Raw genomic sequence first — 12,288 nt, 5'->3', positions numbered from 1 at the left:
AGTGCTCGAAAGAACGATCCTTCACTGTAACGGCCACTGGGCAGATCTCAAATCATTGTGCAACAATACTCGTTTAAATATGAAATAGGAGTGAACACAACCATGAGTAATTTTGAACAAACCTTCGAAAAATCGTTGGAACAATACGCAGAGCTGGTTGTCAAAGTCGGCGTAAATATTCAGAAAGGCCAGGATCTGCTCGTAACGGCACCCATCGAAACATTGGAATTCACCCGTCTGATCGTGCAAAAAGCGTATGCGGCTGGCGCCAAGTATGTACAGGTTGATTTTGATGATGACGATATTACACGCAGTCGTTTTGAACATGGCTCTGATGACAGCTTCGATTATTACCCGGCCTGGAAGGCGGAAATGATGGAGAAGTTTGCAGAAGCAGGCGGCGCTACGCTCACGATCAAAGTACCTGACCCTGAATTGTACAAAGGCATCAATTCCGACAACGTGTCGCGTGCAACCAAAGCGGCGGCTCATGCACGTCGCGGATATTCGAAATATACGCGTAACCACGAAATTAGCTGGTGTCTGATCAAAGCCCCAACCAAGGCGTGGGCGAACAAAGTGTTTGCCGACATTCCAGAGGAAGATCGCATTAACGTGATGTGGGAAACCATCTTCAAAATGAACCGTGTCGATGGCGGAGACGCTATTCAGAACTGGAAAAAACATCTGGACACCCTGAATGCCATGAGTGATTTGCTGAACAAGAAAAATTATAAAAGCCTGCACTACCGCGCACCCGGAACGGATTTGAAAATCGAACTGGTGAACAACCATATTTGGGGTGGCGGCGGTAGCGAAAACAAGCAAGGTGTGTATACCGTTGCGAACATGCCGACAGAAGAAGTATTTACAATGCCGAAGCGCAGTGGAGTCAACGGATTTGTCAGCAGCACGATGCCACTAAATCTGAATGGACAACTTGTAGATCAGATGAGAATTACGTTTAAGGATGGACAGGTTGTTGCGTTTACAGCAGCTTCGGGTGAAGAGCATCTGAAAAACCTGTTTGCCACCGATGAAGGTGCACGTTATCTTGGCGAAGTGGCTTTGGTGCCGCATGATTCCCCAATTTCCAACTTGAATCGTATTTTCTATAATACCGGTATTGATGAGAATGCATCCTGCCATCTGGCTGTTGGCAGTGCATACCCGTTCAACATGAAAGATGGTACAACGATGTCTAATGAGGAATTGCTGAAACATGAATGTAACGTGAGTCTGACCCATGTGGACTTTATGATCGGCTCCGCAGAGCTCGACATTGATGGTGAGTTGCAGGATGGTACGGTGGAACCTGTATTCCGCAAAGGGAACTGGGCATTTTAATTGGTAAAACAAGGCAATAAGTTAGAAACAAAGGCGACTTCAACGTTGAAGTCGCTTTTGTTGTTTTTGGCATCCTCAACAACTTTAAATGATTTATAACGGCTTAACGGGTACACATATTTCGCAAAAATCCAGAAGAAGCAGATCACCGGCATACCTTTCCAAAATGGGTTTGTTGTCCATAATATAACCATTGCTCTGCAAATACGGGAAAATCTCGGTCCAGGCTTGCTGCACATCTTCTGCTGTGTGTTTGACTTTGCAAACCAGATATTGCCCGCCAGGAAGTTCAGCTTCTTCAAGTTGGGGAGTCGACTCATCCAGGCAGTAATCCTCTGATATGACAATACATGCATCATACCTGCATTGAGAGGGGAGGGTGGTTTCCGGGTTATCCTGCGGAATGCCGAACAAGATGGTCGAGCTTGTAAGCAGGCCTTGGGATCTTGCCCAGTTCTTTAATGTTTCCATCGCGTGACTGTTAGCAGGACCATACGGACCGACTTGTCGTACATAAGCAATTCGGGATGTTGTCAGGTTTTCGATGTGGAATTCCATTGGTGTTCATTCCTTTCGTTACGATTATGGGTTACATCTCGAATGCTATCATGGTATAAAAAAATATTCTTATGTATTTTTGGGGAAAGAGAGATCGTGGGACTTTAAGTCTATTTTCAGTGGTAATGGGTTAGTAGGACTTGTGGTATTCTTGTTTCCGCATCAGCAAACACTTAGAATTGAAGTAATAATCATGACATTTGGAACGTAGCAGAAGTTAGGGGGAGAAAAATTGTAATGGATATCACCCGAGATTTTACGGACGAACTTTTTAAGCAATGGGTGCTGGTGCATTTCTGCGATAATCGAGGAACCATTCAGTCAAGCGATATCAATAACGTAACTTCACTGTCACTCGCGAATCAAAATTTTTCCAGCCTGGCGGGTTTAGAACACTTCAGTATGCTGGAAGAGCTGGATTGCTCGTATAATCAATTAACTGTGCTGGAATTAAGCCGTAATCCAAACCTGAAAACGCTGATTTGCAAAGAGAATCTACTTCTGTCACTAGATTTGAGTGAAAATTCGGAGCTGGAGATTCTGAATTGCAGCTTTAACCGACTTCGAGCTTTGGATGTAAGTAACAACCCCAAGCTTGTGAAGCTGGAGTGCCATTGGAATATGCTGTCGAGATTGAACCTGGATCATAATCCTTCTTTGAAGGAACTTAGCTGTAGCTATAACGCATTTTTTACGCTCGAACTGGATCACAATAAGCTGCTGGAACGGCTCGAGTGCTCCAACAATTACATATTACATCTGGATGTCTCAAGCTGCATGAACTTGCTGGAAATCCGGTGCAATCATAATCATCTAACCGAACTGGATACGTGTAACAATCCGAAATTGGAAAGTGTACGATGTTTTAATAACCACATCTCGAAGTTGGACTTTAGTCAGAACGAGCGGCTTCAAGAGCTTTATTGTTCAGAAAATAAACTAACCGAACTTGATTCTGAACTCCAGTCCAGATTGGTTAGAATCCAGTTTGGGAACAATCTGATTTTTGAACCGGACATTAGCATTTCGGGGGTAGGAATCTTTCAATATGATGTTTCGATGTCATGCTATACAGCTACCTTGACGTACAAGGGACAAAATCTGGTCGTTACTACCGATGCTTCAACGAAAGCAGCTATGGACCAGTTGTCTCCAGTGATCGAGGAGGCCTGGAAACATTTCGACGAATTATGTGAACAAACGCTTCAGGTTATAGGGAAGGCCCATCCGGACGAGGATGTAAATGGATTGATACTGGCTGACGTAGTATTTGAGGAAGGTGGCTGCTTCAGAATAGGTTATGATGCGGGTGATACACCTGCTGGAAGGCTCTATCTGTATGCTTCGTTTAACGAAAAAATGGATATTTCTGATGCGCTTATCTATGAAACGTATTAAAGCCACGAGAACGTGGCTTTTTTGTTTATAACTTTTAGTTATTCGGCATGCATTTTGTTGAAGCTGACATATTCGTTAATCGGTTTGCGGTATCCGCGCGGACGTTGTTTGGCTTCCGACTTTTTGCCGATTGTAATTAGCATGGCAGGTACATAATGGTCGGGAATATCCAGACTGCGTTGCAACTCTTCCGCGTCGAAGCCAATCATTGGGCAGGTGTCCCAACCACGATCCTGAGCGATAAGCATCAATTGCATCGCTGACAGGCTGGCATTACGAATTGCATCTTCTCTCTGGAAGAACCTTCCCCGCGTTTCGTAAAATTCGATGACACTCTGTGATTCTTGCTCGTATTGAAACGGAGTCATCGCACCAAGGTTCAGCAGGCCCTCATTGATTGTACGGATGTGATGGTGTGCGTTGACATCGCCGAGGACAACAATGACCGCAGAGGCCGTTTTTACTTTATATTGCTGGGAAGCTTCATAGACTTTTTCTTTCTGAGCCGGGTCCGTCAGCACAAGATAGTGCGTATGCTGGAGGTTAAAGGCGGAAGGTGCGAATTTGTTCAAGGCAAACATCTCTTGCAATTCTGACTCTGGAATCTCAATTCCTTCTTCAAAAATAACGGCCGATCTACGGTTTTTGACCAGATTCTCCAATTCACTCATGGTAGTTTCCCTCGCTTATGTATGGTTTATAAACTGACTATAACACACTAAGTTACTTTATGTAAGTATTATTTTTGAATAAGACAAGATCTGCCTGCCATACGATAAAATAAAACAGAAGAGGTGATTCATGAAAACATTCATCACTAGGTACAGAGCTGGAAAGTCGCGAAATGAATTTCAGGTATACGTCATCGAATCCTCCACACTGAAACGTTTTTTGGTGGTGGAGATGGTACTGGGAACCATCGCGTATAATGTTGCACTTTTTTGGTTTCATAATGCACTTCTTGCTGGCGTTGGTTCCTGGGCTGGGACGGAGAGTATGAAGAGGCTGCCAGTCGTTTTCAGAAAAATAACAGGTCGGCAGGAAGGTTCAGGAAGCATGAGCATGTTTTTTACTTAAGGAATAGACGGCTTATGGTTCCTTGGCTCTCTTTTTCAATTGCAAGGGACACCGGACACGTTATTTCCTAAAATGCTCCAAAACGTTACATATGGCCTAAACCCCGTTATAACGTGTCTGGGGTTCCTTAGCATTTTGCAGGCGCTTCTTCAACCTCTCCTACACGTCTCATCTTTTTTACACTCCATGTCTTCTGCTCCAACCCGAACGAGGAGAGAGGAACGCCATTTTTATATAAGTCTGGCGGCTAATCATCTCACCATTGTACCTCGCAAAAAAATTTCGACAATCTCCTTACCTATATTTAAATTGGAATCATATTCTCTTAATGTATCTACCTTATTGCCGATGACCATCATTGTTGAGAACGTTTGCGCGAGAAGCATGGAATTGTTGCTTCGAAGCAGGTTATTATCCATCGCATCTTTAAAATAATCAGCCAGCTCTACGTAAATTTTATTTTCCGCTACTCTGATTTCCTCAATCTGTTTCTCACTCAAATATCTCTCCGCATCTTTGAGCAGAGTCTCAATCTCCGCATGAGGATTAGCTAACCTTGCTTCTGCCACATGTAGCAGTCCTGTTTCCAGATTGTCTGCTTCTCTTAATAATCGTGACGTAGCTTGGTGCACATGTTTAAACATGGTCGTAACCGCGATCTTAAAAAGTTCCGGTTTACTGGTGAAGTGATAATAAATGGATGGTTTAGACACATTGCAAGCTTTAGCGATTTGTTGGAGTGAAACAGGTTCGTACCCATGCTCCATAAAGAGTTTGGCGGCCGTTTGAAGAATTATTTCTTGTACGGGTAAATCATCTTCTGCTTGTTTCGGTCTTCCTGGTGAGCGTTGTGAATCTGTATTCATTTTCATCATTACCTCCGTGAATATTTTATGACAACTTATCCATTGAATAAGATTAGACTTGTAATTTTACTTACCGGTAAATATAATTTACTAGAACTGAAGCAGCAAATCAATGATAACCTAATCCAAAATAATGATTGAAAGAGGTTTTAACTTTGGCAAAAACAGAGAAAAAAAACAAATGGACTAAAATATTGATATGGGGAGTTTCCCTCATCATAATTGTAATCATTGGCTTATTGGTATACCTCAATTCGATAACCTACAGTCCTTCCAATCAAGCGGAACTCGCTTTTCAGAACGATAATCAGGTCAAAGTAACAGAGGTCAAAGACGGTTATAAATTTGAGCCACAAACCGGGAAAGTAATCGAACCGAATATTATTTTTTATCCTGGAGGTTTAGTAGAACCGGAAAGCTACTCACCATTTGCCAGAGAACTGGCTCAACGGGGGCATCGCGTATATATTGCGGAAATGCCACTGAATCTAGCCATTTTCGGTCAAAATAAAGCGGACTCCTTTCTTGAAGAACACCCAGACGAATCATTTGTTATTGGGGGACACTCTTTAGGAGGTTCATTCGCAGCTAGATATGCTTCAGAACACAGTGAGAAGCTTGAGGGTGTATTTTTCTTGGCATCTTATGCGGATGAGGGCGGATCCATAAAAGACACTGATTTATCTGTTTTGCAAATTACAGGTACAGCAGATGGAGTTCTCAATAAAGAAGCTTGGGAAAGTGCCAAAACCAATCTACCTGCTGACACTTTGTATGTCAGTGTAGAAGGAGGAAACCATGGGCAATTTGGCTCTTATGGGAAGCAAAAAGGGGACAATGATCCAGCGATTGAGGAAGAGCAGCAATTAAAACAGGTTGTTGATGCTGTAGAGGAATGGAGCACAGAACTGAATAGTAAACCTTAGTCTGCTATGAATCTAACTTTACTTTTACATCAATGTGGTTGAACTGATCCTTATCTATTCGATTTGGAGAACGATTAAAATGTGGTAGATATGCAACAACAGGACGGGGCCCGAAATCGGGCCCCGTCCTGTTAGTTATCTGTCATTTACATACGATAGTTATATGAGAGTGGAATGAATACCTTTTGTCATCAGATTTCTACTGGTTTATTTGGCGCGCTCCAGGTACTGTTCAAGTGTAAGGTTCTGACTCGTAATTTCCCCCGCAATATACACGCCAACATAACGCACATGCCATGGCTCATAAGAGTAGCCTGTCAGTTTCTCCTGATCTTTGCCATAACGAATGATAAATCCGTATTTATGTGCATTGGCTTTCAGCCATTTGCCTTCCTTGGTGTTTCCAAAGCTTTGTTGCAAATCATATCCCGCTGATGCACTGGAGATATCCATCGCAAGACCCGTCTGATGTTCACTTTGTCCAGGACGAGCACTGGTTTTATTCGCAACGGCTTCGCCTTTGATACTTGCATTACGGTCAAAAATGGATTTTTGGGTAGCATAAGAGCGATAACCGGACACGGCTTTGATATCAATGCCGTCTTTTTTTGCTGCTGCGAATAAGTTCTCAATTGCGGTAGCGGCTACTTTACGCATTTGCTTTTTCGGACTGGAGCCGGAAAAGCTAAATGGGATGTTAGGAACAACCAGATCCTGAGGGGCATAGGTTGAAGGCAAGTTTCTCTTTTTATTCACTAGCACAACTGTACTTGATAGATTCGTTACCGTTGCCAAGCCACTGCTACTCGTTTTAATTGTGCGTCCAGGTGCATTATCGTGCAGGAATTGAGTGAAGCTGGAGCTGGCAGCAGATGCGACCGGATTCAGTTCCTTAGTGAAGGGCAGCGTTGTGAATGCTGAGCCTGCTACGACAGAACCTATAAGTATCGTGGATACGATGGATTTACGTGTAAAAGATTTCATGATGTGTGTTCCTCCTCGGGTTATATCAATCTCGTGCTTTGCTATATACCGAGTATACTAGAGGATTATATCCATAGGTTCTCCAATTGTTTCCGAGTTGTAAACAAAGTTTGCGAGATTCATAGCTTTTATTTGTCTGACGAGAAAAAGAGCACAAAAAAAGACTCTGCACCTTTTGTGCAAAGTCTTTCTGTATACATAGATAGGCGAATTAAATACTCTTTATTTCAGCCACGAACTTTTGAATTAAAGCTCGCATGAAACAGAATTTCCGGATTTTCCAGCAGTCACTGCGCGGGCATTCCGAACACGGACATTGCTGCTGAGTACACCGGAATCACTGCTTAGTTTGAAGGAAGGATAGTTGAGTTCCGTGTCCAGCTTCATGTGCTGCTCCAGGTTTAACTGTTGTTTCGGATCGACGTAGAATGGCACCAGATTGGTTTCAATTTGTACATCCAGATCTTCGGGTTCGTCCACGATAAGTATGGCGATAATTCCGTTACAGCCACAACCTTCCATGTCATAGATCACTTTGAAATAGCCGGGCTGATCATTCAGGCTTTCAGTTAATCGCGCAGCAGCCAAATCTGTAATTTGAATATGCATATCGCTACACTCCTTTATATGTTGGCATGATTGTAATGTTAAATGGATTAATTCAAGTTCTACTGTCATTATACCATTTTGGCAAAAAACAAAGCATTTATTTTCTTGACTGATCAGTCTGGAAAAGTGTATTCTTGACTTAATCAAGCGGGAGGTGGGGTCTGAAATTGGGAAGAGCCAAGGAATTTGACACCGAAAGTGTTCTAAGAAAAGCCACGGCTGTATTTGGAGCCTATGGTTATGAAGGTACTTCGTTGACTGTACTGCTGAATGAGCTTGGTATTGCACGTCAAAGTTTGTATGACACTTATGGAACCAAGCATGATTTATTTGTCTCTGCCCTTAAATTTTATATTCAGCAGAAAACAGAGGCGGGTATTCAGCTGTTGAATGAATGCACGAGTGTAAGGCAGGGGATGGAACAGCTTTTCAACGAAGCCGTTAATGTATTGACGGATGAGGAGCGTCGCAATGAATGTTTTATTATTAATAGCGCCGTGGAACAAGCACCCCAAAATCATGAGATTGCCGACTTTATTCAAGCGAGCAACAAGCAAATGGAAGATACTTTTCATGCGGCGCTTATCCGTGGGCATAGAAACGGTGAATTTAACCATGCCGAGCATGAATTGCCCGGTATTTCCCGTTTTCTGAATTATTCCCGTCTGTCATTGACCTTCACGGCCAAGAGCGGTGCCAATACAGAGGTGTTGCGGGAGCTAGTGCGTACAACATTAAGAGTATTGAATTAATGGCAGTATATAAGCAAGGATTATGGTTGGATTTCTGAAAATGAACGCTTAGGGCGTTTATTTTTTCACCATTCTAGACTGATTAGTCTGGAAAGTGAACATAAAGCAAACCGAAGGAGGCAATGAAAATGATCAACGATAAACCTTTAACACTGATTACAGGAGCGAATGGAAAGACAGGAAGCCGCGTTGCTGCCATGCTTCAGAAGCACCACTATCCGGTGCGTCTGGCAGGGAGAAAGAAACCAGCTTCTTCTGATTCTGCCGACAACTATGTCTTTTTTGATTGGTACGATTCAACCACTTATGGTCCAGCGTTGAAAAATGTGGATCATGTATACCTTGTCGTGCCCGTCATGGACATGCACCCGGAAGCCGTAATGATTCCGTTCATCAAGGAAGCGTTATGGAGCGGCGTTAAACGATTCGTCTTGCTTGGCAGTGCTTCCGTTGATGAAGACGGACCTATATTTGGCAAAGTACATCAAAGCTTGAAGGAGCTTGCTCCTGAGTGGACTGTACTACAGCCTTCCTATTTTATGGAGAACTTTACAGAGGGACCGCATCGGGAGACGATGAAGCAGTTGGGTAAAATCTACAGTGCTGCTGGTGATGGTAAAATTGGTTTTGTCAGCGCAGATGATATCGCAGCAGTTGCCTTCTTTGCTCTGACAGATGTTGTCCCCCATAATACAGCTCATATCATTACGGGGCCAGAGACATTGTCTTATGGGCAAGTTGCGGACATCATTAGTCGTTTATTGGATCAGCGTATTCAGCATGAATCATTGTCGGATGCAGAACTGAGAAATAGCCTGATTCAGGCGGGAATGTCAGAAGATTACGCCACGGCTCTGGCAGGGCTGGATGTATTCATCCGTGAGGAAGGAAGAGAAGATCAAACGACGGAGACGGTATTGAAAGTCACAGGGCAAAGCCCGGTTTCTCTGGAGCAATTTATTAGGCAGCATATGCATTAAGGGAAATGATATAAGAATTATTATAAAAATATTGGAAGCAAATTCTGCTGAATAACAAGAAGACGGTGCCGGAAGGCCCGTCTTTTTTGCTGATTGTTCAACCTTTACAGATATCCGTTCGTATTCCAATTTCTACAGAAACAATAATACCCAATCCAGCACGGTGATTATATGCGTACGCTTTTGGGGAAATAGATGAGAATGAATGTTTGATAAAAGGAGAGAAGAGAACGGATGATTCAGTTCGAAAATGTATCCAAGCAATACCCTGATGGAACCCATGCTCTGCGTCAGGTTAATCTCAGCATTAATAAGGGAGAGCTGTTCGTCATGATTGGTCCGAGCGGTTGCGGCAAAACCACAATGCTCAAAATGATTAATCGCCTGATCGAGCGGACAGATGGGACTGTTCGAATTAACGAACGGCCTATCGATGAATATAACATTCATGAATTGCGCTGGAATATCGGATATGTGCTGCAACAGATTGCACTGTTCCCACACATGACAATTGCCGAAAATATTGCGGTTGTTCCTGAACTCCGAAAGTGGAAGTCAGAGCAAATCAAGGAGCGCGTACATACTTTGCTGGACATGGTCGGACTGAAAGGTACCACATACAGTGATCGCAAGCCTGCTGAGCTATCTGGTGGACAACAACAGAGAATCGGTGTATTACGCGCACTCGCTGCCGATCCCGAAATTGTACTGATGGATGAACCGTTCAGTGCACTTGACCCGATGAGCCGCGAAAAATTACAGGACGATATTCTGGATATTCAGCGTCAGATGAAGAAGACGATTGTGTTTGTTACCCATGATATTCAGGAAGCGATGAAGCTGGGTGATCGTATCTGCATCATGAAGGATGGGCAAGTGTTACAGGTAGGCACCCCGGAAGAACTAATCCAGCAGCCAGCGAATGAATTTGTACGTGACTTTGTTGGCAGTTCAGCTCCGGATAGGAGTTTACAGCCTGAATCTGGTGGGGGTGAGTCAATGTATGAAATACAAGCAGCCTCCGGCGAAAAAGAACGACTGTCTTCAAAATTTGATCTTGAAACGATCATGTCACCGCTCTCACCCGGGCATGTGCCGAAGTCAGCCAAAACGGCTGTTCCCGTTTCGATTACGCTGCCTGATTTTGTGGAAATCATGGCATCTCATGATCATTTACTGGTCGAGAAAGACCACCAGATTATAGGTCAGGTCAGTCGAGCCGATTTAATCCAGTACTGGTCCGGGCAGTTGCAGGAACGGGGTGAAGCGCATGAGTAGATTTACAGAGGTGTTCAGTGAGCGCAAAGGACAGTTATTATCCGCTCTACTTGAGCATATTCAGATCTCATTTATCGCATTGTTCTTTGCCGTTCTGATCGCGATCCCGCTGGGCATTTATCTGACACGTAAACCAAGAGTGGCTGAGCCGATTATTGGGGTAACAGCCGTACTGCAAACAATCCCGTCCCTGGCCCTTCTCGGATTGCTCATTCCGTTATTCGGCATCGGTACATTTCCTGCGATTATTGCGCTTGTAGTGTATGCCTTGCTTCCGGTACTCCGCAACACGTATACGGGCATATCGGAAGTTGATCCTTCCATGGTCGAGGCAGCAAATGCAATGGGCATGAACAGTCGTCAACGTCTGACCAAAGTGGAGCTGCCACTCGCGATGCCTGTCATTATGGCAGGCATTCGTACCGCAATGGTTCTGATTGTAGGTACAGCCACGCTTGCTGCCCTGATTGGTGCAGGGGGGCTGGGTGAACTCATTTTGCTTGGTATTGATCGAAATGATACTTCATTGATTATTCTGGGAGCTATCCCAGCCGCATTACTTGCCATTTTGTTTGATGTGCTGCTCCGTCAGTTCCAACGTTTATCATTCAAGAAAACGCTGGTCACTCTCGGAACGCTCGCTCTGGTGGCCGTTCTGGTAATCACGATTCCTTGGCTCTCCCGTGGAGGGCAAAAAGATCTGGTTATTGCTGGCAAGCTGGGTGCCGAACCGGAGATTTTGATTAATATGTACAAATTGCTTATTGAAAAAGATACCGATCTGAAGGTTGAATTGAAACCAGGATTGGGAAAAACCACATTTCTGTTCAATGCACTGAAATCAGGTGATATTGATATTTATCCGGAATTTACAGGTACCGCCATATCTGAATTTATGAAGGAAACCGCAGTTAGCACTGATCGCACAGAAGTGTATGAACAGGCAAGAGACGGGATGTTGAGCCAATTCAATATGGTTCTTCTGAACCCGATGGATTACAACAATACGTATACGTTGGCTGTGCCTCAGAAGGTTGCGGATCAGTATAATCTGAAGACCATATCGGATCTTAAGTCGGTACAGCAGCAGATCAAGGCAGGATTCACACTGGAATTCTCTGATCGGGAAGACGGATATGTTGGTATTCAGAAGAAGTATGGCATCAAATTCCCGAACGTGGCCACAATGGAACCGAAACTGCGTTATTCAGCCGTACAGCGTGGAGATATCAATTTGCTGGATGCTTACTCCACAGACAGTGAACTGAGACAGTATAAACTCGTTGTGCTGGAGGATGATCAGGAATTGTTCCCGCCATATCAGGGAGCGCCGATGCTCCGCAAAGAAACGGCAGATCAATATCCGCAGCTGGTAGAGGTACTGAATCAACTTGCAGGCCGAATCACGGACGATGAGATGCGTCAAATGAATTACGAAGTGAACGTTAATGGAGCGATTCCAGAACAAGTGGCAACGGACTATCTGCAAAAAGCAGGGTTATTATAGTTTGAT

General features: G+C 43.9%; 13 protein-coding genes. 8 read left to right on the top strand and 5 right to left on the bottom strand.

Translation table 11 applies throughout. The features are described 5' to 3' along the window. Positions 1–102 precede the first annotated feature (102 nt). Positions 103–1,347 carry an aminopeptidase gene (locus tag CS562_RS00120; protein WP_099852643.1) on the top strand — a complete coding sequence of 415 codons (1,245 nt, stop codon included), beginning with the start codon at positions 103–105 and terminating at the stop codon, positions 1,345–1,347. A 93-nt stretch (positions 1,348–1,440) separates the two neighbouring features. Here CS562_RS00120 and CS562_RS00115 read toward each other — a convergent pair whose 3' ends face one another. Beyond that, entirely contained in the window at positions 1,441–1,905 is a 465-nt protein-coding gene (locus tag CS562_RS00115) for an AraC family transcriptional regulator (RefSeq protein ID WP_099852640.1), read from the bottom strand. 237 nt (positions 1,906–2,142) lie between these two features. Here CS562_RS00115 and CS562_RS00110 point away from each other — a divergent pair, with 237 nt between their 5' ends. Then, positions 2,143–3,303 carry a leucine-rich repeat domain-containing protein gene (locus CS562_RS00110; protein WP_099852637.1) on the top strand — a complete coding sequence of 387 codons (1,161 nt, stop codon included), beginning with the start codon at positions 2,143–2,145 and terminating at the stop codon, positions 3,301–3,303. Positions 3,304–3,341: 38 nt separating this feature from the next. On the opposite strand, the gene CS562_RS00105 is transcribed toward CS562_RS00110, so the two are convergent. Continuing rightward, positions 3,342–3,974 carry a nitroreductase family protein gene (locus CS562_RS00105; protein WP_063563466.1) on the bottom strand — a complete coding sequence of 211 codons (633 nt, stop codon included), beginning with the start codon at positions 3,972–3,974 and terminating at the stop codon, positions 3,342–3,344. Positions 3,975–4,104: 130 nt separating this feature from the next. On the opposite strand from CS562_RS00105, the gene CS562_RS00100 reads away from it, so the two are divergent. Further along, on the top strand, positions 4,105–4,380 hold the full coding sequence (locus CS562_RS00100) for a hypothetical protein (protein WP_099852634.1): 276 nt from the start codon (positions 4,105–4,107) through the stop codon (positions 4,378–4,380). A 251-nt stretch (positions 4,381–4,631) separates the two neighbouring features. Here the strand turns inward: CS562_RS00100 and CS562_RS00095 are convergent, their stop codons facing one another. Then, positions 4,632–5,252 (bottom strand): TetR/AcrR family transcriptional regulator, encoded by a 621-nt coding sequence (locus CS562_RS00095; RefSeq protein ID WP_257219257.1) that lies wholly within the window; start codon positions 5,250–5,252, stop codon positions 4,632–4,634. A 149-nt stretch (positions 5,253–5,401) separates the two neighbouring features. Here CS562_RS00095 and CS562_RS00090 point away from each other — a divergent pair, with 149 nt between their 5' ends. Next, the gene (locus tag CS562_RS00090; protein WP_076291058.1) at positions 5,402–6,172 is read left to right on the top strand and encodes an alpha/beta fold hydrolase; all 771 of its coding nucleotides are present in this window, start codon (positions 5,402–5,404) and stop codon (positions 6,170–6,172) included. A 207-nt stretch (positions 6,173–6,379) separates the two neighbouring features. On the opposite strand, the gene CS562_RS00085 is transcribed toward CS562_RS00090, so the two are convergent. Continuing rightward, the gene (locus tag CS562_RS00085; protein ID WP_064638795.1) at positions 6,380–7,156 is read right to left on the bottom strand and encodes a M15 family metallopeptidase; all 777 of its coding nucleotides are present in this window, start codon (positions 7,154–7,156) and stop codon (positions 6,380–6,382) included. A gap of 246 nt (positions 7,157–7,402) precedes the next feature. After that, positions 7,403–7,765, bottom strand: coding sequence for an iron-sulfur cluster biosynthesis family protein (locus CS562_RS00080; RefSeq protein WP_099852629.1), 363 nt, complete (start codon positions 7,763–7,765; stop codon positions 7,403–7,405). A 167-nt stretch (positions 7,766–7,932) separates the two neighbouring features. Here CS562_RS00080 and CS562_RS00075 point away from each other — a divergent pair, with 167 nt between their 5' ends. The 4 genes from CS562_RS00075 to opuFB all read left to right on the top strand — a co-directional run bounded on the left by CS562_RS00075 (position 7,933) and on the right by opuFB (position 12,282). Next, positions 7,933–8,517 carry a TetR/AcrR family transcriptional regulator gene (locus tag CS562_RS00075; RefSeq protein ID WP_099852626.1) on the top strand — a complete coding sequence of 195 codons (585 nt, stop codon included), beginning with the start codon at positions 7,933–7,935 and terminating at the stop codon, positions 8,515–8,517. A 128-nt stretch (positions 8,518–8,645) separates the two neighbouring features. Next, positions 8,646–9,497: an NmrA family NAD(P)-binding protein gene (locus CS562_RS00070; RefSeq protein WP_217504765.1), complete on the top strand. Its 852-nt coding sequence runs from the start codon at positions 8,646–8,648 to the stop codon at positions 9,495–9,497. A gap of 234 nt (positions 9,498–9,731) precedes the next feature. Next, complete coding sequence (locus CS562_RS00065) at positions 9,732–10,775, top strand: ABC transporter ATP-binding protein (protein WP_099852624.1); 1,044 nt, start codon at positions 9,732–9,734, stop codon at positions 10,773–10,775. Then, a complete protein-coding gene (opuFB, locus tag CS562_RS00060; RefSeq protein WP_099852621.1) occupies positions 10,768–12,282 on the top strand; it encodes an osmoprotectant update ABC transporter permease/substrate-binding subunit OpuFB in 1,515 nt (504 codons plus the stop codon). Before CS562_RS00065 ends, opuFB begins: the two co-directional genes overlap by 8 nt. The last annotated feature ends 6 nt before the right edge of the window (positions 12,283–12,288 follow it).

Origin of the sequence: Paenibacillus sp. LK1, from assembly GCF_002750415.1 — a bacterium.
GTDB classification, from domain to species: Bacteria; Bacillota; Bacilli; order Paenibacillales; family Paenibacillaceae; genus Paenibacillus; species Paenibacillus taichungensis.
Note: the sequence above shows the minus strand (reverse complement) of the source record. Positions and strands in the feature narration are given on the sequence as shown.

Coding starts and splice junctions, on each gene's coding strand:
- CS562_RS00065 (WP_099852624.1), top strand. CDS start 9,732: ATGATTCAGTTCGAAAATGTATCCAAGCAATACCCTGATGGAACCCAT.
- CS562_RS00105 (WP_063563466.1), bottom strand. CDS start 3,974: ATGAGTGAATTGGAGAATCTGGTCAAAAACCGTAGATCGGCCGTTATT.
- CS562_RS00115 (WP_099852640.1), bottom strand. CDS start 1,905: ATGGAATTCCACATCGAAAACCTGACAACATCCCGAATTGCTTATGTA.
- CS562_RS00085 (WP_064638795.1), bottom strand. CDS start 7,156: ATGAAATCTTTTACACGTAAATCCATCGTATCCACGATACTTATAGGT.
- CS562_RS00120 (WP_099852643.1), top strand. CDS start 103: ATGAGTAATTTTGAACAAACCTTCGAAAAATCGTTGGAACAATACGCA.
- CS562_RS00110 (WP_099852637.1), top strand. CDS start 2,143: ATGGATATCACCCGAGATTTTACGGACGAACTTTTTAAGCAATGGGTG.
- CS562_RS00070 (WP_217504765.1), top strand. CDS start 8,646: ATGATCAACGATAAACCTTTAACACTGATTACAGGAGCGAATGGAAAG.
- CS562_RS00100 (WP_099852634.1), top strand. CDS start 4,105: ATGAAAACATTCATCACTAGGTACAGAGCTGGAAAGTCGCGAAATGAA.
- CS562_RS00095 (WP_257219257.1), bottom strand. CDS start 5,252: ATGAAAATGAATACAGATTCACAACGCTCACCAGGAAGACCGAAACAA.
- opuFB (WP_099852621.1), top strand. CDS start 10,768: ATGAGTAGATTTACAGAGGTGTTCAGTGAGCGCAAAGGACAGTTATTA.
- CS562_RS00080 (WP_099852629.1), bottom strand. CDS start 7,765: ATGCATATTCAAATTACAGATTTGGCTGCTGCGCGATTAACTGAAAGC.